Source organism: Pseudomonas sp. 31-12 (assembly GCF_003151075.1).
In the GTDB taxonomy this organism is placed as follows: Bacteria; Pseudomonadota; Gammaproteobacteria; order Pseudomonadales; family Pseudomonadaceae; genus Aquipseudomonas.
In genome coordinates, this window is record NZ_CP029482.1 from 5892202 (window position 1) to 5914592 (window position 22391).

Annotated in this window: 21 protein-coding genes; 12 read left to right on the plus strand and 9 right to left on the minus strand. The window is 60.2% G+C overall.

Annotation, left to right across the window (positions count from 1 at the left end; all coding sequences use genetic code 11):
* Nucleotides 1-296: 296 nt before the first annotated feature.
* Complete coding sequence (locus tag DJ564_RS27785) at nucleotides 297-710, plus strand: DUF4124 domain-containing protein (RefSeq protein ID WP_109634862.1); 414 nt, start codon at nucleotides 297-299, stop codon at nucleotides 708-710.
* A gap of 18 nt (nucleotides 711-728) precedes the next feature.
* Here DJ564_RS27785 and DJ564_RS27790 read toward each other — a convergent pair whose 3' ends face one another.
* The 3 genes from DJ564_RS27790 to mrcB are packed head-to-tail and all read right to left on the minus strand — an operon-like array spanning nucleotide 729 to nucleotide 4124.
* A complete protein-coding gene (locus tag DJ564_RS27790) occupies nucleotides 729-1064 on the minus strand; it encodes a YqcC family protein (RefSeq protein ID WP_109634863.1) in 336 nt (111 codons plus the stop codon).
* The gene (locus DJ564_RS27795; protein ID WP_109634865.1) at nucleotides 1064-1783 is read right to left on the minus strand and encodes a M48 family metallopeptidase; all 720 of its coding nucleotides are present in this window, start codon (nucleotides 1781-1783) and stop codon (nucleotides 1064-1066) included. Before DJ564_RS27795 ends, DJ564_RS27790 begins: the two co-directional genes overlap by 1 nt.
* A gap of 16 nt (nucleotides 1784-1799) precedes the next feature.
* A complete protein-coding gene (mrcB, locus tag DJ564_RS27800) occupies nucleotides 1800-4124 on the minus strand; it encodes a penicillin-binding protein 1B (protein ID WP_109634867.1) in 2325 nt (774 codons plus the stop codon).
* A 118-nt stretch (nucleotides 4125-4242) separates the two neighbouring features.
* On the opposite strand from mrcB, the gene DJ564_RS27805 reads away from it, so the two are divergent.
* From DJ564_RS27805 to DJ564_RS27815, 3 genes are all read left to right on the plus strand, one after another.
* On the plus strand, nucleotides 4243-5799 hold the full coding sequence (locus tag DJ564_RS27805; protein ID WP_109634869.1) for a bifunctional aminoglycoside phosphotransferase/ATP-binding protein: 1557 nt from the start codon (nucleotides 4243-4245) through the stop codon (nucleotides 5797-5799).
* A 91-nt stretch (nucleotides 5800-5890) separates the two neighbouring features.
* Nucleotides 5891-6235 carry a pentapeptide repeat-containing protein gene (locus DJ564_RS27810; RefSeq protein ID WP_109634870.1) on the plus strand — a complete coding sequence of 115 codons (345 nt, stop codon included), beginning with the start codon at nucleotides 5891-5893 and terminating at the stop codon, nucleotides 6233-6235.
* Nucleotides 6236-6475: 240 nt separating this feature from the next.
* Entirely contained in the window at nucleotides 6476-6748 is a 273-nt protein-coding gene (locus DJ564_RS27815; protein WP_010467623.1) for a TfoX/Sxy family protein, read from the plus strand.
* 266 nt (nucleotides 6749-7014) lie between these two features.
* Here the strand turns inward: DJ564_RS27815 and DJ564_RS27820 are convergent, their stop codons facing one another.
* From DJ564_RS27820 to DJ564_RS27835, 4 genes are read right to left on the minus strand one after another with little or no spacing between them, the layout of a single operon-like run.
* Complete coding sequence (locus DJ564_RS27820) at nucleotides 7015-7866, minus strand: ChaN family lipoprotein (protein ID WP_109634872.1); 852 nt, start codon at nucleotides 7864-7866, stop codon at nucleotides 7015-7017.
* Nucleotides 7867-7885: 19 nt separating this feature from the next.
* The gene (locus DJ564_RS27825; protein ID WP_109634874.1) at nucleotides 7886-8653 is read right to left on the minus strand and encodes a heme ABC transporter ATP-binding protein; all 768 of its coding nucleotides are present in this window, start codon (nucleotides 8651-8653) and stop codon (nucleotides 7886-7888) included.
* Nucleotides 8653-9636 carry an iron ABC transporter permease gene (locus tag DJ564_RS27830; protein ID WP_178082361.1) on the minus strand — a complete coding sequence of 328 codons (984 nt, stop codon included), beginning with the start codon at nucleotides 9634-9636 and terminating at the stop codon, nucleotides 8653-8655. Before DJ564_RS27830 ends, DJ564_RS27825 begins: the two co-directional genes overlap by 1 nt.
* Before the next feature lie 50 nt (nucleotides 9637-9686).
* Nucleotides 9687-10559: a hemin ABC transporter substrate-binding protein gene (locus tag DJ564_RS27835; RefSeq protein WP_109634877.1), complete on the minus strand. Its 873-nt coding sequence runs from the start codon at nucleotides 10557-10559 to the stop codon at nucleotides 9687-9689.
* Between the two features lie 165 nt (nucleotides 10560-10724).
* On the opposite strand from DJ564_RS27835, the gene DJ564_RS27840 reads away from it, so the two are divergent.
* Nucleotides 10725-11042 (plus strand): Rieske (2Fe-2S) protein, encoded by a 318-nt coding sequence (locus DJ564_RS27840; protein ID WP_109634879.1) that lies wholly within the window; start codon nucleotides 10725-10727, stop codon nucleotides 11040-11042.
* On the opposite strand, the gene sfsA is transcribed toward DJ564_RS27840, so the two are convergent.
* Both sfsA and DJ564_RS27850 read right to left on the minus strand, forming a co-directional pair.
* Nucleotides 11039-11752, minus strand: coding sequence for a DNA/RNA nuclease SfsA (sfsA, locus tag DJ564_RS27845; protein ID WP_109634881.1), 714 nt, complete (start codon nucleotides 11750-11752; stop codon nucleotides 11039-11041). The genes DJ564_RS27840 and sfsA overlap by 4 nt on opposite strands.
* Nucleotides 11752-12924 (minus strand): pyridoxal phosphate-dependent aminotransferase, encoded by a 1173-nt coding sequence (locus DJ564_RS27850; RefSeq protein WP_109634882.1) that lies wholly within the window; start codon nucleotides 12922-12924, stop codon nucleotides 11752-11754. The genes sfsA and DJ564_RS27850 overlap by 1 nt, the downstream gene beginning before the upstream one ends.
* 334 nt (nucleotides 12925-13258) lie before the next feature.
* Here DJ564_RS27850 and dksA point away from each other — a divergent pair, with 334 nt between their 5' ends.
* The 7 genes from dksA (at nucleotide 13259) to folK (ending at nucleotide 22164) form a co-directional block, all read left to right on the plus strand.
* A complete protein-coding gene (dksA, locus tag DJ564_RS27855) occupies nucleotides 13259-13699 on the plus strand; it encodes an RNA polymerase-binding protein DksA (protein ID WP_109634884.1) in 441 nt (146 codons plus the stop codon).
* Nucleotides 13700-13987: 288 nt separating this feature from the next.
* Nucleotides 13988-14875, plus strand: a complete 888-nt coding sequence (gluQRS, locus tag DJ564_RS27860; protein ID WP_109634886.1) for a tRNA glutamyl-Q(34) synthetase GluQRS — start codon at nucleotides 13988-13990, stop codon at nucleotides 14873-14875.
* 77 nt (nucleotides 14876-14952) lie between these two features.
* Nucleotides 14953-15129 carry a hypothetical protein gene (locus DJ564_RS27865; protein ID WP_003176118.1) on the plus strand — a complete coding sequence of 59 codons (177 nt, stop codon included), beginning with the start codon at nucleotides 14953-14955 and terminating at the stop codon, nucleotides 15127-15129.
* Nucleotides 15113-18067, plus strand: a complete 2955-nt coding sequence (locus DJ564_RS27870) for a sensor histidine kinase (protein ID WP_162556248.1) — start codon at nucleotides 15113-15115, stop codon at nucleotides 18065-18067. The genes DJ564_RS27865 and DJ564_RS27870 overlap by 17 nt, the downstream gene beginning before the upstream one ends.
* A gap of 22 nt (nucleotides 18068-18089) precedes the next feature.
* Nucleotides 18090-19526, plus strand: coding sequence for a sigma-54 dependent transcriptional regulator (locus tag DJ564_RS27875; RefSeq protein ID WP_109634889.1), 1437 nt, complete (start codon nucleotides 18090-18092; stop codon nucleotides 19524-19526).
* Nucleotides 19527-20274: 748 nt separating this feature from the next.
* The gene (locus tag DJ564_RS27885) at nucleotides 20275-21675 is read left to right on the plus strand and encodes a polynucleotide adenylyltransferase PcnB (protein ID WP_109634893.1); all 1401 of its coding nucleotides are present in this window, start codon (nucleotides 20275-20277) and stop codon (nucleotides 21673-21675) included.
* Nucleotides 21676-21678: 3 nt separating this feature from the next.
* Nucleotides 21679-22164: a 2-amino-4-hydroxy-6-hydroxymethyldihydropteridine diphosphokinase gene (gene folK / locus DJ564_RS27890; RefSeq protein ID WP_109634895.1), complete on the plus strand. Its 486-nt coding sequence runs from the start codon at nucleotides 21679-21681 to the stop codon at nucleotides 22162-22164.
* Nucleotides 22165-22391 lie beyond the last annotated feature (227 nt).

The window sequence follows — 22391 nt, forward strand, 5'->3', positions numbered from 1 at the left end:
GTCAGCACTGACTGAGCAAGTATTGGGATCGTCCCAAGTGTTGCGGGGCTTTCCCACCCAGCGCGAGGTAACGCGTTGCGGGTGTAACAGGTCGGCGCGGATGTGCGCCTCATGATCTGCTGAGTGGGCCTGCTTCTGGCAGTCCCTCTACAGCGGACTTTGGATTCTTCTGTTTCGTCCCCTGCAAGTCAAGCCGTCTATGTGCTTTATTGAAGTAAGCACATGAGAAAGCAAGAAAAAACCGCTAAACCGCAACTGTGTTAGCTTCAATTGCGCAACTCTGGCAAGGAAATGGCATGCGAACGTTCTTGATGGTCAGTCTGCTGATCAGCCCTTTGTGTATGGCCGGTCAGATCTATAAATGGGTCGACGCTCAAGGTGTAACCCACTTCGACGCGCAACCGCCGCAAGGCCAGGAGGCCACCACGGTGCTGACGCCCTCCCCGCCTGCCGGCAAACCCGCCGCTCCAACGCGCAGCACGACGATTGGCGATCAACAAGCCATCGACAACACAGTGAAAAAGCAGGTTGCCGAGCAGCAAGCCCAGCTAAAGGTATTTTGCGAGCAGGCGCGAACGAACCTGGCCCAGCTGCAGAACAATCCACGATTGCGGGAGGATGTCGACGGTGAGAGGCGCCGTCTGACCGATGAGCAACGTCAGGAGCGCACGACCGAAGCACAGAAACAGATTGCGGATAACTGCCAGTAGAACCTGGCAGTTTCCGTTTCAGCGAGAGGCGGTGATGAGCAGGTCGAACTCTTTGAGCAAGACCTGCAAATAGCGATCTTTGCCCTGGACATTACGGGCGGCGAAGACCATTTCGGCCATCTCCTGAATCCCTGATGCGTTAGGCAGCGGCAGATCCTGTTCGAGGATGATCTTCATCCGCGGCAAGAAGATCCATTGCAACCACTGCTCGAAATCCAGCGTATCCACCGAAAACGGCTCGACGCTGGATAATGCCTCAGCGGAGGGCGAAACCTCGTCCCACCAGCCCTGAATCCGCAACTCACGCTCGATCAACAACAGTTGCTCGGCAATCTTCGGAAAGCGTGCGTCCATCACGACGAAACCTTGGCCTTCTGACGGGCCAGTGCAGCACCTGAGGAATCACCCTGTTTCTCACGCGCCTGGGCGATCAATTCCCACAGGCTGGCCTGAAGCGCCGGACGACCACTTGCGAACGTCAGGCCACGACGGGCGAATTGTTCAGCCTGGGGTGCATCGCCTTGGGCCATGCGCACCTGAGCCAGTCGATAAAGCACTTGCGGCTCACGCGGCGCAACACGCTGGGCGCGCTCGAGACTGGAGGACGCACCATTGAGGTCGCCGCCGGCCTGTTGCTGCTGAGCCGTGGTCAACAACGCGAGTACCGGACCGTCCAGTTGCTCATCGGCAGACAAGCCTCCGGAGCTCGCCGAAGGAATCCCGCTCGGCGTCGACGGCATGCTGTAGCCGCCCTGATTGACCGGTGCCGACTGCACCGGCGAGGTGTCGATCGGGCCAGGCGTAATCGGCCCGGTGCTGATCGGTGCCGACGCCACTGCGCCGCCACCCGGGACCATCACGACAACACCTGTGTCACCTTGTGGAATCGCCTGAGTCTGGGCTTGCACAGGGCGTTTTGACGTCGTCTGACGGAAACCGCCATTTGCCGACACTCGCTCACTGTTGGAGACAGCGCTGCCGGAATCCACAACCGGGATCGAGCCGCGCTGTACGGAGGAGCAACCGCTGAGCAAAGCCACGGCGGTAACCGCTGGAATCAACCACTTGTTCACTTGAAACCCTCTTTGCTTAATTCATCCAGCCCTTGACCCAATCCATCACCGTTTCGCCGGATGCAGGGCTTTCGCCACCGCAAGCAGCGCCGGGAGGCGGTTCGCTGCCGCGAATATACGGCATCTGCACAGCGCCTGGGCAGCTGCCTTCGGAACCTTGCCCGGTCCGCGAATCCACCCAAGCTTGAACAACATTATCCGGCTGCGGCATGTCCAACGGCAGCGGATCGGCCTTGCGCATGAAACTGGTCCAGACCTGCAATGCACCGGTGGCACCAGTGAATGGCGTCTTGCCGTTGTCATCGCGGCCCAGCCACACCACCGCCAGCAAATCCTGGCTAAAACCGGCGAACCAGCTGTCTCGCGAGTCGTTACTGGTACCGGTTTTACCCGCCAGGGTCAGGGTTTTCGGCAGCACGTTATAAACCGAACTGCCGGTACCTTCACGCATGACCCGCTGCATGGCGCTCTGGATCAGGTAAATAGAGGCTGGGTCGAAACGCTGCTCAATCTGGAACGGATAACGCTTGAGCGGCTCGCCTTCGGCGGTCAGTACGCTACGAATCCCGCGCATCGGTGTATTGAAACCACCGTTGGCCAGCGTCTGGTACATGGTTGCGACTTCGATCGGCGTCAGACCACCAGCCCCCAGCAACATCGAAGGGAACGCCGGAAACTCGCGACTGACACCCAGGCGCGCCAGTGTCTTCAGGACATTTGGCACACCCACCGCCAACCCGAGACGCGCCGTCGACAAGTTGTAGGAATGGGCCAGGCCCTGGTACAGGAACACCGTGCCGTGGGATCGGCGATCATAGTTCTGGGGTTTCCAGACCTGACCGTCCGCACCTTTGACCGAGAAGGATTCGTCCGACAGCCAACTGGTCAACGTGTACTGGCTCGGCTTCTCCAAGGCTGTCAGATAAACCGCAGGCTTGATCAACGAACCGATCGGGCGCACCGCATCGAGCGCCCGGTTGAAGCCGGCAAAACTCGCCTGACGGCTGCCGATCATGGCCTGGACTTCACCGGTTTCCGGGTTGGTCACGACCATCGCCGCTTCAACCTCATCGGAACCCTTGCGCCCGGCCAGGCGTTTAAAGGTGTCGTTGACCGATGCTTCGGCTTTCATCTGCAGGATCGGGTCGAAACTGGTGAAGATCCGCAGGCCTTCTTCGGTCAAGTCTTCGTCGCGGTAGTCTTCGCGCAACTGACGTTTAACCAGATCGAGGAAGCCTGGGAAAGAACTGTCCGCCAGCTTGCCGCGCGTCGTCACGCCCAATGGCATTTTTTTCGCGGCGGCGACCTGCTCAGCGGTGGCTACGCCTTGCTGCTCAAGCACATCGAGCACCAGATTGCGTCGCTCCATCGCCCGTTCCGGGTTGCGACGCGGATTGTAATAAGACGGCCCCTTGACCATCCCCACCAGCATTGCGACTTGATGCAGTTTCAGCTCGGACAATGGCTGCCCGAAGAAGAACTGGCTGGCCAGGCCGAAACCGTGCACTGCGCGCTGACCATCCTGACCGACGAACACTTCATTGAGGTACGCCTCAAGAATTTCCCGTTTGTCGTAATGCAGCTCAAGCAGCATCGCCATCATGGCTTCGGTGAGTTTGCGAGTCAGGCTGCGTTCGCTGGTCAGGTAGAAGTTCTTTACCAACTGTTGGGTCAGCGTACTGCCACCCTGGGTCATCTTGCCGCCGGAGGTGTTGACCCACACGGCGCGGGCAATCGACTTGGGCGACACGCCCCAGTGGCTATAGAAATCCCGGTCTTCCACCGCCACCAGGGTTTCCAGCAGATACGGCGGAACCTGATCAATCTTGATCAGAATGCGATCTTCGAGGTTTTTCGGGTAGATCCCGCCAATCAGCAGCGGCTCCAGCCGCACGACCGAAAGCTTCGAACCGTTGATCGCCGAAAGTTCGGCCACATAGTCGCCGGAGAACCGCACGCGCACCTGCTGAGCGCTCTCCAAACCTTCATAGAACTGGAAGCCACGGGTATTCAAGTCGACGGTGTTGCCGTTGACCGCCGCAGCGCCGGGGCCGTTGCTCACCGCTTCACGGCGATAGCCCAAGGCGTCGAGCTCGGTCAGGAAGTCTTCCTTGCTCAGCTTCTGGCCGGTGAACAGCTCGAGCGGGCGCGCATACACCTTGGCCGGGATGGTCCAGCGCTTGCCGGAGAACTTCTCCTGGACCACGGCGTCGAGGTACACCGCGACCCCGGCGAGCACCACGAGGCCGACCAGACTGAGTTTAAGGGCCCAGCCCAGCCAAGGGCTCAAGCCCTTGGAAGGTGGTTTTTTTGGGGTACGGGGGGATCGAGTACGAGTCATGGCGGCGGATTATACGCACTTTATTCATACTCAACAGGAGCCCTCCGAGGTTTGCGTCAGGCGGACTTGCAGCCATAATGGCGGCCGTGAATTTTCCCCAGTCTTTGAAGGATCGCCTGTGAGCCAGTCCCTGATCGCCGCCCTGCAAAACCCGGCCCTCTACCCGCATCCGGTAGACGGATTCCAGGTCATCGAGACCCATATTTCCTGGGTCATCCTCACAGGTCCCTTTGCCTATAAAGTGAAGAAGCCCGTGAATTTCGGCTTCCTCGACTTCACCAGCCTCGATGCGCGCGAGCATTTCTGCGGCGAAGAGCTGCGCCTCAACCAACGGCTGACCAACGATCTGTATCTGGAAGTGTTGCCGATCACCGGCAGCGCAGAAGCACCACAACTGGGCGGCGACGGTCCGGTGGTCGATTTCGCGCTGAAGATGCGTCAGTTCCCACAGAGCCAGTTGCTCAGCACCTTGCAAGCCAACGGCGAATTGACCACCGCGCACATCGACGAGATGGCCGCGCAGATCGCCCAATTCCACCTCACCGCACCGAAAGTGCCTGGCGAACACGAAGCCGGCACCCCGGACAGCGTGATGGCGCCGGTACGCCAGAACTTCGAACAGATCCGCCCATTCCTCAGCGACAAGGCCGACCTGCTGCAACTTGATGCCCTGCAAGCCTGGGCCGAAAGCAGCTTCGAACGCCTCAAGCCGCTGTTTGCCCAGCGCAAGGCTGAAGGCTTCATCCGCGAATGCCACGGCGATATCCACCTGGGCAACGCCACCGTCATCGACGGCAAGGTCGTGATCTTCGACTGCATCGAGTTCAACGAACCGTTCCGCTTCACCGACGTGTATGCCGACACCGGTTTCCTGGCCATGGACCTGGAAGACCGTGGCCTGAAAAGCCTGGCACGTCGCTTCATCAGCCAGTACCTGGAACTGACCGGCGACTATCAGGGCCTTGAGCTGCTGAACTTTTATAAAGCCTACCGCGCTCTGGTTCGCGCCAAGGTCAGCCTGTTCAGCATGCCGGCCGAGGCCGACCCGGTGCAACGCGCCACCACCCTGCGCCAGTACCGCAACTACGCCAACCTGGCGGAAAGCTACAGCACCATCCCGTCGCGCTTCATGGCCATTACCCACGGCGTATCCGCTGTCGGCAAGAGCCACGTGGCCATGCGTCTGGTGGAAGCGTTGGGCGCCATTCGCCTGCGTTCCGATGTTGAACGCAAGCGCCTGTTCGGCGAGCAAACCGTCCCGAATGACCCGCAGGCCGGCATTTATAGTGCCGACGCCAGTGCCGCCACTTACAGCCGCCTGCATGAGATTGCCGCGGTCATCCTGCGCGCTGGTTTCCCGGTGGTCATCGATGCGACGTACCTCAAGCGCGACCAGCGCGACGGCGCAGCGAAAATCGCCGAGGCTACCGGTGCACCGTTCCTGATCCTCGATTGCAATGCGCCACAGGCGGTCATCGAGAGCTGGCTGGCCTTGCGTCAGGCAGACAAGAAGGATCCGTCCGACGCCAACCTCGCCGTTATTACCGCCCAGCAAGCGAGCCGTGAGCCCCTGACACCAGCAGAGATTCTGTGCAGCAAACGCGTCCAGACCAATGAAAGCGGGACGCTCGATACCGTCGTTGCGCAGATCCGCCAGCGCATGCCAGGCCTGTAAAAAACTATTTCAGCCGTGGAGCCTTTGCCGGCTTCACGGCTGTCAAATAGTGGCACTATACTGGCGTCATAAAACCATCAGGTGATGCGACATGAGCCAGCCGAAACTTCTCGACACCCCGCTTTATGCCTTGCTGCACAAAGACGACATCACAGGCTTCAATGCCGAACGCGCCAGTCATGCCTCGGTCGACATGGTCGGCGGCGATTTCCGTGGCCTGGACCTGCGTGAGCTGAACGCCGATGGCGTCGACTTCACCGATGCCTATTTCCGCTCCGCCGATTTGCGCGGCATCGACTTCCGCAACTCATGCCTGGAAGGCGCGAGCCTGGCTCACGCACAGATCTCCGGCGCCTACTTTCCGCCGGAACTGAGTGCTGACGAGATTTTGATGTCGATGAATTTCGGGACACGCCTGCGTTACCGCACCCGCTAACAACGACGTTCTACCGGACAAGTCCAGCGCCCCCGCTTTGCGCTGGACGCCGGTTTTTCTGTCCGGAAGTTGATTCCTCCGCACTTCCCTACCTCTCCCTCAGACGTTCACGCAGCTCTTTGAGCGCGCTTCTTAGAAGCTTTTGCGTCGAAGCCGACCAAACAATCACGCTTTTCCTACTGATGGCTACACTCCTGAGAGGCTCGCCCACGCACCGTTCGGCCGTCGCAAGGAGGCTTGATGAATGATGAACTGCAACACCTGAAGAATCTTGGCAAGACGTCGGCACAGTGGCTGCATGCCGTGGGCATCCACAGCGCGTCGGACTTGCGCCGCCTGGGAGCGGTGGATGCTTATCGGGCCGTGCGTACGCGCGGGTTCCGGGCGTCCAAGGTGTTGTTGTATGCGATCGAAGGCGCGCTGATGGACGTGCACTGGAACGACATTCCAGCCGATCGCAAAGAAGCCTTGAACAAACAACTGGAAGCCATCTCGTCCCGCCACAAGAACTGAACAGGCAGATTCACTTCAGGATTTAGTGCTCTGGGCACAATGATCATGGGCTCTTGAGCAAGAAAACAGAGGACTGCAAAGAAATCAAAAAAACAGCGGTTGACTTGGTAATGAGAATCGCTATGATTATCACAACTGGTCGCGAGACTGGTCGATATTTGAAAAGCCCTTGGTTCGGACTCTCAGATATCTCCTCATCAGGCTAATCACGGTTATTTGACCCGGCTCTTGCCGGGTCTTTTTTTGCCTGTGGAAAAGTCGCCCGTTTACTTCCCGAACTGCTTACGCATTTGTGCGCAGTAATCCTGCGCCGGTGTGGCGGGTGTGTACCAGACGAAATCAGCCATGGCCGGCGTGACCTCGCCACCCTGCTCCGCCAGCATCAGAACCGTGGGGGCTTCAGGCTCTCCAAGATCAAGCACGTGGATCGGCACGCCAACATCCTTGCGCGCGTGGTAGGCGCCAGCCAACAGCAGCGAAGGCATCGGAGCCGACAGCAAGCGCTCGGCCATCCGCCGATCACGTTGCTGCTGGACCGCCAGCATCGCGGGCATCTGCGATGTTGGCAGCAGGCCGCAATGGGAGTCATTGATCTGCGCCAGCAACTCATCCTTGACTGACGAGGCGTTGGAACGCGAACCGCTTACTGTCGGCGGTTTGCCATAAACAGTACGGACTTCATGATTGTCCAGGTTGGCCGCCAACAGCGGGTAGGGTTGAGTCAGGACAAAGCGCACGATCGGCCCGTAAAGATTCCAGTCCCAGCCCGACTGCCAGTTGAGCGCGCCGGACAGATCTGCAGGTAGCGTCGAGGCACGGCGCACTTCATCGATGCGCGGTTGTTGATCCGGCGTAAGCATTTCCAGCAGCAGACTGCCTTGGGGTCGACGCTCACCCAGCGACTGCAACAACCACAATTGAAGTTGATGGTGATCAGGGTTGTCGTGCTGCTCGCCGACGATCAGCCGTGACGACTCGGCAAGTCGTTCAACCAACTCCTGGGGCGTCAGGATCTGGCCGCTGCGCAGGTCCTGAATCTCACCGACAACCGGAGGCTGCACCGAGACGTGCTGGCAGGCACTCAACAACAATACCGCCAGTAGCAAAATCCCTCGCATACTCACCTCAATGTCATTCTCAACGGGCGATGATCAGCGGATGCCCACGTTCCGGGTGCTGCTGCACCAAAACCTCCAGCCCGAACACGGCCTTGAGGGGTTCCGGACGCAAGACCTGCTCCGGCGTATCAAGCGCCACCGGTCGCCCACCTTCGAGTAGCAACAGGCGATCACAATAGCGCGCCGCCAGGTTCAGATCATGCAGGATCACCAGCACCGCCGCGCCGTGATCGGCGAATTCACGCACCGCTTGCAGGGTGGTGTGCTGGTGCAGCGGATCGAGCATAGAGGTCGGCTCATCGAGCAACAGCGTCTGCCCCGCTTCGCCCGGCCAGAGCTGCGCCAGCACCCGCGCCAGATGCACCCGCTGACGCTCGCCGCCGGACAGCGCCAGATAACTTCGACCACTCAGGTGTCCCGCATCGGCAGCGTGCAAGGCGGCGGCGACGATCTCGTCATCCCGCACTCGTCCGCTCTGGTGCGGCAAACGGCCCATGCCGACTACTTCTTCGACACGGAAGGCGAAGTCCAACGTCGACACCTGCGGCAATACCGCCAGCCGCTGGGCTCGCTGCGCGCCGGTCCAATGCCTCAACTCGCGATCATCGAGCCAGACGCTGCCGTGGTCAGCCTTCAACTCGCCACACAAGGCGCCGAGCAAGGTGCTTTTGCCGGCACCGTTGGGGCCCAGCACGCCAAGGACTTCGCCCGGATTGAGTTCAAGTGTGATGTCCGTCAGAACGATCTTGGTGCCTCGACGGATTTGCAGGCTCTGGGTTCGCAACATCAGGCTCGCCCTCTGAGCAGTAAATACAGGAAGAACGGCGCACCGATGAAGGCCGTAACGATCCCGATCGGCAGCTCCGCCGGCGCCAGCGCTAACCGCGCCACCAGATCGGCAAATAGAAGAAGACTGGCACCCGCCAGCACCGAGGCCGGCAACAACACTCGATGATCAGGGCCGGCCAGCAGGCGCACCAGATGCGGCACTACCAGGCCGACAAACCCGATCATCCCCGCCGCCGCCACGGCCGCGCCAACGCCCAGCGCAGTGCAAAATACCAGTTCGCGCTTGAGCCCTTCGACGTCAATGCCCAAGTGACCGGCCTCCGATTCGCCGAGCAACAACGCGTTCAAGGCCTTGGCCCGACGCGGCAACCAGAGTGCCACACCGGCGCTCACCAACAGTAACGGCCAAAGGCGCGAATAGCTGGCGCCGTTGAGGCTGCCCAGGTTCCAGAACGTCAGTGTGCGCAAGGTCGCGTCGTCGGCCAGATAGGTGAACAAGCCGACCGCTGAACCCGCCAGCGCAGTCAATGCAATGCCGGCCAGAAGCATGGTTGCCACGTTCGTCTGCCCGTTACGCCGCCCTAGCCGATAGACCAGCGCCGTCACGCCCAGCCCGCCGAGAAATGCGCATACCGACAACAGATAAGGTCCGAACGATTCAGGCAGTCCGCCAAACACCGAACCGCCGACAATCGCGATAGCGGCGCCCAACGCTGCACCACTCGACACCCCGACCAACCCCGGATCAGCCAGAGGGTTACGAAACAATCCCTGCATCGCCACGCCGGACAATGCCAGCACGCCACCCACCGCCAGGCCCAACAAGGTTCGAGGCAGGCGGATTTGCCCGAGGATCAGCTCGGCCTGTTCCAGTCCATCGGGTGCAATGGGCACGCCGATCATGCGCAACGCCGCACGCAAGGTATCGAACAACGGCAGGCTCACCGGCCCCAGCGCCAACGACAACCAGATCGCCAGCAAACACAGCAGGCTCAAGCCAATGAACAAGGCACGGGGTTTAACCAGAATGGTCATTGGGTGGCTTTACCGGGGTAGAAACCTTCAGACAGCGTTTTCAACGCATCGGGCAAACGCGGTCCCAATCCACCCACCAACAAGGTCGGATCAAGCTCCATGACGCGCCCGTCCCTGGCCGCGCGGGTCGCGGACAGAATCGGGTTTTCCTTGAACAACGCCGCACGCGCGGCATCGCCGGTCAGCGCTCGGTCCGCAAACACCAAGACGTCCGGGTCAAGACTGACCAGCGATTCAACAGAAAAGGGTTTGTAGCCGGTGTGCGTGGCCAGATTGTGCCCGCCCGCCTGCTGGATCAACCAATCGGCAGCGGTGTCCTTGCCGGCGATGAGCGGTTTGCCGCCCGCATGGCCGAGCAGCATCAGCACGCCCGGCGATTTTTCCTTCAACTGCGCGCGAGTGACCCGGACCTTCTGCAGCTCAAGTTGCTGCTGATAGGACTGGAGCAACTGCGCAGCCTTATCTTCAGCCCCGAGCAACTTGCCCAGATGCGCCAGGTTGCCCTGCAACGTCGGCAGATCGGGCTTGGCCGAGAACAGCTCAACCTGCACGCCCGCGCTACGAACCTGCGACAGCACCGGCGGCGGCCCCATTTCCTCGGTGCCGATCAGAATCTGCGGGCGTAAGCTCAAGATGCCCTCCGCCGACAGTTGCCGCTGATAACCGATGCTCGGCAGCGCCTTCAACGATTCCGGATGCTGACTGGTGGTATCGACGCCGACCAGTTTCGACTCGCCGCCCAGCGCGCTCACCCACTCCGACAGAGCGCCACCGGCACTGACCCAACGCTGTGGCAGCTCGGCCGCTGCGGCGTGGTGGCTGACGAAGAGTCCGACACACAGCGCAGCAACGCGGGTACTCAGGCGCATAAACAGCTTCCTTTTAAGTTTCCCCAGGCATCGAGATGACAGGCCAAGTATCCTCGGCATCCGGCACCTGCGCCCGATGGGCGAAGCGGCCATTTGATAATTGTTTGCATTTGAACGTCAAGCTCGGACATATCCGGTCACGAGCCGCCGGAATTGAGGATAGACATGAAGTGGCTTTGCACAGGTGCCGAATTGGCTGACAACAGCAGTCGCGGATTCGACGTGGACGGTCAGAAACTCTTCGCCGTGCGCCGGGGCGGCCAAGTGTACGTTTATATCAATCGCTGCCCGCACCGGGGCGTCGGGCTGGAATGGAAACCCGACCAGTTTCTCGACCCCAGCAACAGCCTGATCCAGTGCGCCACCCACGGCGCACTGTTCCTGATCGAAGACGGCGAATGCGTCGCCGGCCCGTGCGCCGGGCAATCTTTGACCACCGTTGCCAGCCGCGAAGACGAACAAGGGATCTGGATCAGCCTTTAGCCGTTCAGCAGCACTTCCAGACGTCGATCGACCACCATTTCTTCGTGCGTCAATCGCACACCATAGGCCAGCACCTCGACTCCGCACGCCACCGCCTCGCGCAAGGCCGCCGCGTAGGCCGAATCGATCTCGTCTGCCGGACGCACCGCTTCAATGCCGGTCAGGTTGACGCAATACAACTGCACCGCGCGAATCCCGTCCCGGGCCAGATGCGCCAGTTCCCGCAAATGCTTGGCGCCCCGTTGCGTCACCGCATCGGGAAACGCCGCCACCGATGACCCGTCGAAGCCCAGGGTTACGCTTTTGACTTCCACATACGCCGGCCCGCCCGGGTAATCGAGACGAAAATCGATGCGGCTGCTTTCCTGTCCGTAGGCCACTTCGGTTTTCAACCCGGTAAAGCCGTTCAGTTCGGTAATCACACCCGCCCGCAACGCTTCTTCGATTAGCCCGTTAGCACGCCCAGTGTTTACGCAAAACTGCCGGCCCTGCGGGGTTTCACCGATTTCCCAAGTGCCAGGCAACTTGCGTTTCGGGTCGTTGGAGCGACTGAACCAGACCTGCCCGCCCTCTACCTGGCAATTGAGCATCGAGCCGGTGTTGGGGCAGTGAATTGTCAGCAACTCGCCGTCAACGGTTTCGATATCGGCAAGAAAACGCTTGTAACGTCGGATCAGACGACCTTCTTCGAGGAGAGGAGAAAAACGCATCAGCCTTGCCAGCTCCGCAATCCACGAGCGATCCGCTCAACCGCTTCTTCCAGGCGCGGCAGGCTTTGAGTGTAGGCAAAACGCACATGATGCCCGGCCTGATAGCGCCCGAAGTCCAGCCCCGGGGTAATTGCCACGTGCTCGGTTTCAAGGAAATGTCGGCAGAATGCGAAGGCATCACCGCCGAACTTGCTGATATCGGCGTACAAATAGAACGCGCCTTCAGGCTCAACGGCGATCCCGAAGCCCAGCTCCCGCAGGGCCGGCAACAGGAAATCCCGACGACGACCGAATTCGGCGCGACGCTCCTCCAGGATACTGATCGTGGCCGGTTCAAAGCAGGCCAATGCGGCATGCTGGGCCATGCTCGGGGCGCTGATGTAGAGGTTTTGCGCGAGTTTTTCCAGCTCGCCGACCGCCGCTTCAGGCGCGACCAGCCATCCCAACCGCCAACCAGTCATGCCGAAATACTTGGAAAAACTATTCAAGACGAAGGCGCTGTCATCGACTTCCAGCACACTGGCGGCATCGGTGCCGTAAGTCAGGCCATGGTAGATCTCGTCCACCACCAGATGACCGTGGCGCGCCTTGATCGCCGCCGACAAGCCGGCCAGCTCGTCGCGGGTCAGGATGGTTCCGGTCGGGTTGGCGGGCGAGGCCACCAAGGCGCCGACGCTGTCTTGATCCCAATGGCGCGCCACCAAGTCCGGCGTGAGCTGATAACGCACATCCGGGCCGACCGGCACCAATTGCGCAGCGCCTTCGACCAAGCGCAGGAAGTGCCGGTTGCACGGGTAACCCGGGTCCGCCAGCAGCCAGTGTTTGCCAGGGTCGACCAGCAAGGCGCTGGCCAGCAACAGCGCGCCCGAACCGCCAGGCGTGATGAGGATTCGCTGCGGATCAATGCTCAAACTGTAACGCTGTTGATAGAAATTCGAGATCGCTTCACGCAACTCGGGGATGCCGCGCGCAGCGGTGTAACGGGTCTTCCCCGCCGTCAGTGCGGCCTGGCCGGCCTGGATGATCGGTTCGGCGGTGGTGAAGTCCGGTTCGCCGATTTCCAGGTGGATCACATCGTGACCCGCAGCCTGCAGTTCATTGGCCCGCGCCAGCAGCGCCATGACGTGGAAAGGTTCGATCGCGCGACTGCGGGCACTGTAGGACTGAGCCATTAGCCTTCCTTACAACGGAGAAAAGAATCGATTCTACCCAAGCGCCGGAACGAGCGAGAACCTAAAGCGGTCAGAGCCGATATATCCCTGGCCACAAACGACTCAAGCGCGTACCCCAGGTTTGACTAAAATCAATAATTGATCAGGCCTCCAACGCCGCCAGACAAGGCTTTGCAATCATTTGCAAGCCCTTGGGGCCACTACCTCGACATCCGGGAGTAGCGCGCCCCGATTTGATCTGGTAAGTTCGCCCGCTTGCAGCCGCAGGGCCGGCAGGTGTCGGTGATGGAGCAATCCTGCGCAATGGATTACAAGAGTAGAGGCGGTCCATTTCATGCCCACCCAAGCAAAGCAGCAAAATACGTCGATCAGCGGCTTCGAACCCTACAAAGAAGTAAAGGGCGAGGAGTACATGGGCAAACCCATGCGCGCTCACTTCACCAAGATCCTGAATAAGTGGAAACAGGACTTGATGCAGGAAGTCGACCGTACGGTTGATCACATGAAAGACGAAGCGGCCAATTTCCCGGACCCGGCAGACCGTGCCAGCCAGGAAGAAGAGTTCAGCCTTGAACTGCGAGCCCGCGACCGCGAGCGCAAGTTGATCAAGAAGATCGACAAGACGCTGCAGCTGATCGAAGACGAAGAATATGGCTGGTGCGAGTCCTGCGGCGTCGAGATCGGCGTCAAGCGACTGGAAGCCCGTCCTACCGCCGACATGTGCGTTGACTGCAAGACCCTGGCGGAAATCAAGGAAAAGCAAGTCGGCAAGTAATGTCGCCTTGAACGAACAACGGAGCGTGCGAACGCTCCGTTTTTGTTTCTGAAATTCGCCCCAGCAAAAAACCTGAGGGAGGGAGCCTTTGTGGCGAGGGGATTATCCCCGTTGGGTCGCGTAGCGGCCCCAAACGCTGCAATCGAGAGGCGTCAGAAAAAACGCATCCACCGGGTTTGCGACTGCTCCGCAGCCGAACGGGGCGGTGCGACGTTTCGCTAAATCCCCTCACCACAAAGGCTCGCTCCCACAGCGACTTGCGTACGCCGGACAACATAGATCGCCTTTATGACCGCCACCACCTACATCGGGCGCTTCGCCCCCACGCCCAGTGGACATCTGCATTTCGGTTCGCTGGTCGCAGCGCTGGCTTCGTACCTTGACGCGCGCGCGGTGGGTGGCCGCTGGCTGATGCGCATGGAAGACCTCGATCCGCCACGGGAGGAACCCGGCGCTCAAGCGGCGATTCTTAAAGCCCTGGAAAGCTACGGTTTCGAATGGGACGGCGAAATGGTCCGCCAGAGCGATCGGCACGAGGCTTACGCTGAAGTACTCAATCGCCTGTTCAATCAAGGCCTCGCTTACGCCTGCACCTGCTCGCGCAAGCAATTGGAGCCGTATCACGGCATCTACCCGGGCCTGTGCCGAAATGCCGGCCACGGCACTGAAGACGCCGCGATTCGACTGCGTGTACCCGAGCTCGACTACCACTTCATCGACCGCGTGCAAGGCGAGTTTCGCCAGCATCTGGGCCGGGAAGTCGGTGACTTCGTGATCCGCCGCCGCGACGGGCTCTACGCCTATCAACTGGCGGTGGTACTGGACGATGCCTGGCAAGGCATCACCGATATCGTCCGGGGCGCTGACCTGCTGGACTCCACGCCGCGCCAGCTCTACCTGCAAGAACTGCTTGGCTTGCGGCAACCGCGCTATCTGCACATCCCGCTGATTACCCAGCCCGATGGCAACAAGCTCGGCAAATCCTACCGCTCGCCGCCATTGACCGCCGATCAGGCCACGCCTTTGTTGCTGCGTGCGTTGCGCGCACTCGGGCAAAACCCGGGCAAGGAACTGGCCTATGCGTCACCACGGGAAGTGCTGGATTGGGGCATCGCCCACTGGGATGCCTCATTAATCCCGCGCACACTCACCCTGCCCGAAGCGCAACTACAGTGATCACACTTGCAGTGGCGCGCCCATCCGTTACCATCGCCGCACGTTTTCGGGCACACGCCTAAAAAAGAGAGGCCGGGATGTACATCTATCGCTTGGTCCTGCTCCTGGTAGTGGGGATTTATCTGTTCTCCCCGGCCATCATGGATTGGTGGATCGACGCCACTGGCGCCTGGTATCGCCCTTATCTGCTCTGGCTGATTCTGATCGTCGTGACCTTCATCCTGCAGAGCCAAAAAGATGCCGATGAGCTTTAGCCTGACCCAGATGATCCTGATCAGCGCCGCCTACCTGGCGGTGCTGTTCGGCGTGGCCTGGATCAGCGAACGGGGCATGATCCCCCGGGCGATCATTCGCCACCCGCTGACGTACACCCTGTCGCTGGGCGTGTATGCCAGCGCCTGGGCGTTTTACGGCACGGTGGGCCTGGCCTATCAGTATGGCTATGGCTTTCTGTCCAGCTACCTGGGGGTTTCCGGGGCATTTTTGCTGGCACCGGTGTTGCTGTACCCGATCCTGAAAATCACCCGCACCTATCAACTGTCGTCCCTCGCCGACCTGTTCGCCTTCCGTTTCCGCAGCACCTGGGCCGGGGCACTGACGACGATTTTCATGCTGATCGGCGTGCTGCCGTTGCTGGCGCTGCAGATTCAGGCGGTCGCCGACTCCATCGGCATCCTCACGCGCGAGCCGGTGCAACACCGCGTGGCCCTGAGTTTCTGCGCACTGATTACCCTGTTCACGATCTTCTTCGGCTCGCGCCACATCGCCACCCGCGAGAAGCATGAAGGCCTGGTGTTCGCGATTGCTTTCGAGTCGGTGATCAAGCTGATCGCCATCGGCGGCGTCGGCCTCTATGCCCTTTATGGGGTATTCGATGGCCCGCAACAGCTGGAGCTGTGGCTGCTGCAAAACCAGACCGCCCTCGCCGCTTTGCACACGCCGTTGCAGGAAGGCCCATGGCGCACGCTGCTGTTGGTGTTCTTCGCTTCGGCGATCGTGATGCCGCACATGTACCACATGACCTTTACCGAAAACCTCAACCCGCGCTCGCTGGTCAGCGCAAGTTGGGGTTTGCCGCTGTTCCTGCTGCTGATGAGTCTGGCGGTGCCGCTGATCCTCTGGGCCGGCCTGAAACTTGGCGCCACGACCAATCCGGAATATTTCACGCTGGGCATCGGCATCGCCGCCAACAGCAAAGCCCTGGCATTACTCGCCTATATCGGTGGATTGTCGGCCGCCAGCGGGCTGATCATCGTCACCACCCTGGCGCTGTCCGGGATGGCGCTGAACCACTTGGTGCTGCCGCTCTATCAACCACCGGCCGAAGGCAACATCTATCGCTGGCTGAAGTGGACCCGCCGCGCACTGATCGTTGCGATCATCATGGCCGGTTACGGCTTCTACCTGTTGCTGGGCGCCGAACAGGACCTGGCCAACCTCGGCATCGTCGCGTTTGTCGCCACGCTGCAATTCCTGCCGGGCGTGTTGTCGGTGCTGTATTGGCCGACCGCCAACCGTCGTGGATTCATCGCCGGTTTGCTGGCGGGGATTCTGGTGTGGCTGGTGACCATGCTGTTGCCGCTGGTCGGCAATCTGCAGGGCTTTTACATTCCGCTGCTGAACATGATCTACGTGCTGGACGACACCAGTTGGCACATGGCCGCAATCGCATCCCTGGCCGCCAACGTGCTGATGTTCACCCTGATCTCGCTATTCACCAACGCCAGCCCCGAAGAGGCCAGCGCTGCCGAAGCCTGCGCCGTGGACAACGTGCGCCGGCCGCAACGCCGCGAGCTGCACGCTGCCTCGCCTCAGGAATTCGCTACGCAACTGGCCAAACCATTGGGCGCGAAAGCCGCACAAAAAGAAGTCGAACAGGCACTGCGCGATCTTTATCTGCCGTTCGACGAGCGCCGGCCGTACGCCTTGCGCCGTTTGCGTGACCGTATCGAAGCCAACCTGTCCGGCCTGATGGGCCCGAGTGTGGCGCAAGACATGGTCGAAACCTTCCTGCCGTACAAGGCCGGCGGCGAAAACTACGTCACCGAAGACATCCATTTCATCGAAAGCCGCCTTGAGGACTATCACTCGCGCCTCACCGGCCTTGCCGCCGAACTCGATGCCCTGCGCCGCTATCACCGCCAGACCTTGCAGGAATTGCCGATGGGCGTGTGCTCGCTGGCCAAGGATCAGGAAATCCTCATGTGGAACAAAGCCATGGAGGAGCTGACCGGGATTGCCGCGCAGCGTGTGGTCGGTTCACGCCTGAGCACCATCGCCGATCCGTGGAAAGAACTGCTGCAAGGCTTCATCAATCTGCCGGACGAGCATTTGCACAAGCAGCACCTGGCGCTTGATGGCCAGACGCGCTGGCTGAACCTGCACAAAGCGGCGATCGATGAACCGCTCGCGCCGGGTAACAGTGGCCTGGTATTGCTGGTGGAAGACCTGACCGAAACCCAGATGCTCGAAGACAAACTGGTGCACTCCGAGCGCCTGGCCAGCATCGGCCGCCTCGCCGCGGGTGTGGCCCATGAAATCGGCAACCCTATCACCGGCATCGCGTGCCTGGCGCAGAACCTGCGCGAAGAGCGTGAAGACGATGGCGAGCTGAAGGAAATCAGCGGGCAGATCCTCGAGCAGACCAAGCGCGTGTCACGCATCGTTCAGTCGCTGATGAGCTTCGCCCACGCCGGCAGCCATCAGCACAGCGACGAGCCCGTCTGTCTGGCCGAAGTGGCCCAGGATGCGATCGGTCTGCTGGCCCTGAACCGACGCAATTTCGAAGTGCAGTTCTATAATCTGTGCGACCCCGATCACTGGGTCGAAGGCGATCCACAGCGCCTCGCCCAGGTCTTGATCAACCTGCTCTCAAACGCCCGTGACGCCTCGCCTCCCGGCAGTGCGGTGCGGGTCAAAAGCGAAGCCGGCGAACACACGGTCGATCTGATCGTGGAAGACGAAGGCAGTGGTATTCCGAAGAACATCATGGACAGATTGTTCGAACCTTTCTTCACCACCAAGGATCCTGGCGAAGGCACCGGTCTGGGCCTTGCACTGGTCTATTCCATCGTTGAAGAGCATTATGGACAAATCACCATCGACAGCCCGGCTGATGTACAAAGCCAACGCGGCACCCGTATCCGGGTGACTTTGCCGCGTCATGTCGAAGCGACGTCCGCTGTGAACTGAGACCGTCGAGAGTATCGAATCAATGCCGCACATTTTGATCGTCGAAGACGAAACAATTATCCGCTCCGCCTTGCGCCGCCTGCTGGAACGTAACCAGTACCAGGTCAGCGAAGCCGGTTCAGTGCAGGAAGCACAAGAACGCTTCACCATTCCCACGTTCGACCTGATCGTCAGCGACTTGCGTCTGCCGGGCGCCCCGGGCACCGAGTTGATCAAACTCGGCCAGGGCACTCCGGTGCTGATCATGACCAGCTACGCCAGCCTGCGTTCGGCCGTAGATTCGATGAAGATGGGTGCGGTGGATTACATCGCCAAACCTTTCGACCACGACGAAATGCTCCAGGCCGTCGCCCGAATCCTGCGTGACCGCCAGTCGCTGCCAGCCAGCGGCGAACCGGTCACCGGCAAAGCCGGCAATGGCGCAGCAAAACCAGGTGTCGATAACAGCAACGGCGAAATCGGCATCATTGGTTCATGCCCGCCGATGCAGGACCTGTACAGCAAGATCCGCAAAGTCGCGCCGACCGATTCCAATGTCCTGATCCAGGGCGAATCCGGTACCGGTAAAGAACTGGTGGCCCGCGCCCTGCACAACCTGTCCCGACGCGCCAAGGCGCCGATGATTTCGGTGAACTGCGCAGCCATTCCGGAAAGCCTGATCGAGTCCGAACTGTTCGGCCACGAAAAGGGCGCATTCACCGGCGCCAGCGCCGGGCGTGCCGGTCTGGTGGAAGCGGCCGACGGCGGCACCTTGTTCCTCGACGAAATCGGCGAACTGCCGCTGGAAGCCCAGGCTCGCCTGCTGCGCGTATTGCAGGAAGGTGAAATTCGCCGGGTCGGCTCAGTCCAGTCGCAAAAGGTCGATGTGCGTTTGATCGCCGCGACTCACCGCGACCTCAAGAGCCTGGCGAAGATCGGTCAGTTCCGTGAAGACTTGTACTACCGCCTCCACGTGATCGCCCTGAAACTGCCGGCCTTGCGCGAGCGCGGTGCCGACGTCAACGAGATCGCCAATGCCTTCCTGGCGCGACAGAGCGCGCGGGTCAACCGCACCGACCTGAAGTTCGCCGCGGATGCCGAGCAGGCGATTCGTCATTATTCCTGGCCGGGTAACGTTCGTGAACTGGAAAACGCCGTCGAGCGCGCCGTCATCCTGTGTGAGAGCCCGGAGATTTCCGCCGAGCTGCTGGGGATCGACATCGAACTGAGCGATCTGGAAGACGACGACTTCATCGGCCTGCCCCCGCAACAGGGCAACGGCGCCAGCAACAACAATCATGAGCCGACCGAAGACCTGTCGCTGGAAGACTACTTCCAGCACTTCGTGCTTGAGCATCAGGACCACATGACGGAAACCGAACTGGCGCGCAAACTCGGGGTGAGTCGCAAATGCCTGTGGGAACGTCGTCAGCGCCTGGGCATTCCGCGGCGCAAGACCGGGGTGGCCAGCGAGAGCTGAACGTCACCTGTCAGGTGTGCGGGTAACACGTGACTTTGTGAAAAAACTGTTACCCCAGTCTTTTCACGTAACAGAAGCCGGGGCTTACGGTAACGAAGCCCCGGTTTTTTTGGGCCTCGAAAAACCCCATCAACCCGCCTAACCCCTTGTTCTACTGGGTCTCGCAAAAGTTGGCACGCACCCTGCTATATGTTTAGTACAAGAACAATAACAAGCAATGCACAAGACAATAAAAATAAGACGAATCGACTCACGCACAATAAAAACAAGACGGCGAGAGGCGCAGCTAACTGATTCTTTTGGAGAGGCGTTGTATTTGGGGCTTGCCCCACGACCAGGCCGAGAATAATAAAAAACTGTCCTAAGACAGTGCCTGAACTGGTTGGATCGCAAGATCACTGCAACACAGCGACCAAAGCAATCCGTTTGCTCTTGGCTCCCGATTGGGAGGGTCATGAAGGAAAAGCTTCATGGCGAGGGCACTTAACAAAAACAAAAAGCCCGAATCAAAAATAAAAATAGAGCATGCAACTACTTTCTTGGGGAGCTTCGGCTCCCCTTGTAGTTTCTGGCGTTTGAGCTCTTGTAGCAGCTGCTACACGGTTCGCTACACAAACTCGCCTTCCAGACATCCCCTTCAAGTGCTTGCGCAGCTTCCTACACCATCCCCCGACTAAATGCTAGAATCCCCGCCCATCATGCGGTCATTCTTCGTTATGGCCGAACATTCCTTCAAACAGTGCATCCCATGCTGAAGAAGTTGTTCCAGTCATTCCGTTCTCCCAAGCGTCATACGCAACACATTCGCAGTACGCCTGAAGTGCTCAACAGCGGCCAACATTCGCTGCAAAAGGGTCAGTTCAGCCGTTACGCGGTGAACATCGTCGAACGCCTGCAGAACGCCGGTTACCAGGCTTACCTGGTTGGCGGCTGTGTGCGTGACATGCTGCTTGGCATCACGCCAAAAGATTTCGACGTCGCCACCAGTGCCACCCCTGAACAGGTGCGAGCCGAATTCCGCAATGCGCGGATCATCGGTCGCCGCTTCAAACTGGTGCATATCCACTTTGGCCGCGAAATCATCGAAGTCGCGACCTTCCGCGCTAATCACCCGCAAAACGACGACGAAGAAGACAGCAACCAGTCTTCCCGTAACGAGAGCGGGCGTATCCTGCGCGACAACGTCTACGGCACGCTGGAAGAAGACGCGCAACGCCGCGACTTCACCATCAACGCCCTGTATTACGATCCGGTCAGCGAGCGCATTCTCGATTACGCCAATGGCGTACACGACATTCGCAATCACCTGATCCGTCTGATCGGCGACCCGAAGCAACGCTACCAGGAAGACCCGGTACGGATGCTGCGGGCCGTGCGTTTCGCCGCCAAGCTTAATTTCGGCATCGAAAAACACAGCGCCCAGCCGATCCGCGACTTGGCGCCGATGTTGCGCGAGATCCCGTCAGCCCGTCTGTTCGAAGAAGTGCTCAAGCTGTTCCTCTCCGGCCATGCCGCGGACACCTTCGAGATGCTGGTCGACCTGCAGCTGTTCGATCCGCTGTTCCCGGCCAGTGCCGAGGCGCTGGAATACAACCCGACGTACACCCACACCTTGATCAGCGAAGCGTTGATCAATACCGACCTGCGCATCAAGCAGAACAAACCGGTTACCCCGGCGTTCCTGTTTGCAGCCCTGTTGTGGCCTGCCCTGCCGGCCCGCGTACTGCGCCTGCAAGAACGTGGCATGCCGCCGATTCCGGCGATGCAGGAAGCGGCTCATGAGCTGATTGCCGAACAGTGTCAGCGGATCGCGATCCCGAAACGCTTCACCATGCCGATCCGCGAAATCTGGGACATGCAGGAACGTCTTCCGCGCCGCAGCGGCAAGCGGGCCGACCTGTTGCTGGATAACCCGCGGTTCCGCGCCGGTTACGACTTCTTGCTGCTGCGCGAAAGCGCTGGCGAGCAGACCGATGGCCTGGGCGAATGGTGGACTGACTATCAGGACGCCAACGACAGTGAGCGTCGGGACATGATCCGCGACCTCAGCGGCAAGGATGAAGGCACCGGCGCTCCACGCAAACGTCGTCGCAGCGGTGGCGCCAAGCGCAAACGCGCGGCCGGCGCACCGAGTGCCACGGGCGAGTAATCCATGGAACGCATCTACATCGGCATGGGCAGCAATCTGGCTGACCCCGCCGAACAATTGCGCAGCGCCGTCGAGGCGCTGGCTCGGTTGCCGCAGACCGAACTGATCGGTGTGTCCGGGTTTTATCAAAGCGACTCGCTCCTGCCCGGCCAACCGCGTTACACCAACGCGGTCGCCGCCCTCGACAGCACGCTCACGCCGCTGGACCTGCTCGATGCGCTGCAAGCCATCGAGAACGGACAGGGCCGCGAGCGTCTTGAGCGCTGGGGGCCGCGCACGCTGGACCTCGACATCGTGCTGTTTGGCGATCGGCTGATCGACGAACCACGCCTCAAGGTGCCGCACTATCACATGCAGGAACGGGCTTTCGTACTGTATCCGCTGGCCGAACTCGCGCCGACGGAGCTGCATCTGGCCGATGGTCGCAGCCTGAAGGCACTACTCGCCGATTGCCCGTTCGTCGGCCTGGAACGCCTCCCCCAAAATTAACACCGATCCCTGTGGGAGCAGGCTTGCCCGCGATGGCGGACTACCAGTCAGCATTGATGTTGAATGTAAAGTCGCCATCGCGGGCAAGCCCGCTCCCACAGTGTTTTGTACAAGGCTCAAGATCGACCGCAAACCTGCTGAAACGCATCAGTTACCCCGGTAACACCGACCGCGTAACAATGCGGTAACACATGCAATTGACTTCCCGAGTTCTCCTCACGACTATA

Excerpts from the sequence above, each read along its gene's own strand:
- DJ564_RS27825 (WP_109634874.1), bottom strand. The coding sequence starts at position 8,653 with ATGTTGCGAACCCAGAGCCTGCAAATCCGTCGAGGCACCAAGATCGTT.
- DJ564_RS27875 (WP_109634889.1), top strand. The coding sequence starts at position 18,090 with ATGCCGCACATTTTGATCGTCGAAGACGAAACAATTATCCGCTCCGCC.
- DJ564_RS27850 (WP_109634882.1), bottom strand. The coding sequence starts at position 12,924 with ATGGCTCAGTCCTACAGTGCCCGCAGTCGCGCGATCGAACCTTTCCAC.
- DJ564_RS27835 (WP_109634877.1), bottom strand. The coding sequence starts at position 10,559 with ATGCGCCTGAGTACCCGCGTTGCTGCGCTGTGTGTCGGACTCTTCGTC.
- folK (WP_109634895.1), top strand. The coding sequence starts at position 21,679 with ATGGAACGCATCTACATCGGCATGGGCAGCAATCTGGCTGACCCCGCC.
- DJ564_RS27785 (WP_109634862.1), top strand. The coding sequence starts at position 297 with ATGCGAACGTTCTTGATGGTCAGTCTGCTGATCAGCCCTTTGTGTATG.
- gluQRS (WP_109634886.1), top strand. The coding sequence starts at position 13,988 with ATGACCGCCACCACCTACATCGGGCGCTTCGCCCCCACGCCCAGTGGA.
- DJ564_RS27865 (WP_003176118.1), top strand. The coding sequence starts at position 14,953 with ATGTACATCTATCGCTTGGTCCTGCTCCTGGTAGTGGGGATTTATCTG.
- DJ564_RS27870 (WP_162556248.1), top strand. The coding sequence starts at position 15,113 with ATGCCGATGAGCTTTAGCCTGACCCAGATGATCCTGATCAGCGCCGCC.
- DJ564_RS27820 (WP_109634872.1), bottom strand. The coding sequence starts at position 7,866 with ATGCGAGGGATTTTGCTACTGGCGGTATTGTTGTTGAGTGCCTGCCAG.
- DJ564_RS27790 (WP_109634863.1), bottom strand. The coding sequence starts at position 1,064 with ATGGACGCACGCTTTCCGAAGATTGCCGAGCAACTGTTGTTGATCGAG.
- sfsA (WP_109634881.1), bottom strand. The coding sequence starts at position 11,752 with ATGCGTTTTTCTCCTCTCCTCGAAGAAGGTCGTCTGATCCGACGTTAC.
- dksA (WP_109634884.1), top strand. The coding sequence starts at position 13,259 with ATGCCCACCCAAGCAAAGCAGCAAAATACGTCGATCAGCGGCTTCGAA.
- DJ564_RS27840 (WP_109634879.1), top strand. The coding sequence starts at position 10,725 with ATGAAGTGGCTTTGCACAGGTGCCGAATTGGCTGACAACAGCAGTCGC.
- DJ564_RS27815 (WP_010467623.1), top strand. The coding sequence starts at position 6,476 with ATGAATGATGAACTGCAACACCTGAAGAATCTTGGCAAGACGTCGGCA.
- DJ564_RS27810 (WP_109634870.1), top strand. The coding sequence starts at position 5,891 with ATGAGCCAGCCGAAACTTCTCGACACCCCGCTTTATGCCTTGCTGCAC.
- DJ564_RS27885 (WP_109634893.1), top strand. The coding sequence starts at position 20,275 with ATGCTGAAGAAGTTGTTCCAGTCATTCCGTTCTCCCAAGCGTCATACG.
- mrcB (WP_109634867.1), bottom strand. The coding sequence starts at position 4,124 with ATGACTCGTACTCGATCCCCCCGTACCCCAAAAAAACCACCTTCCAAG.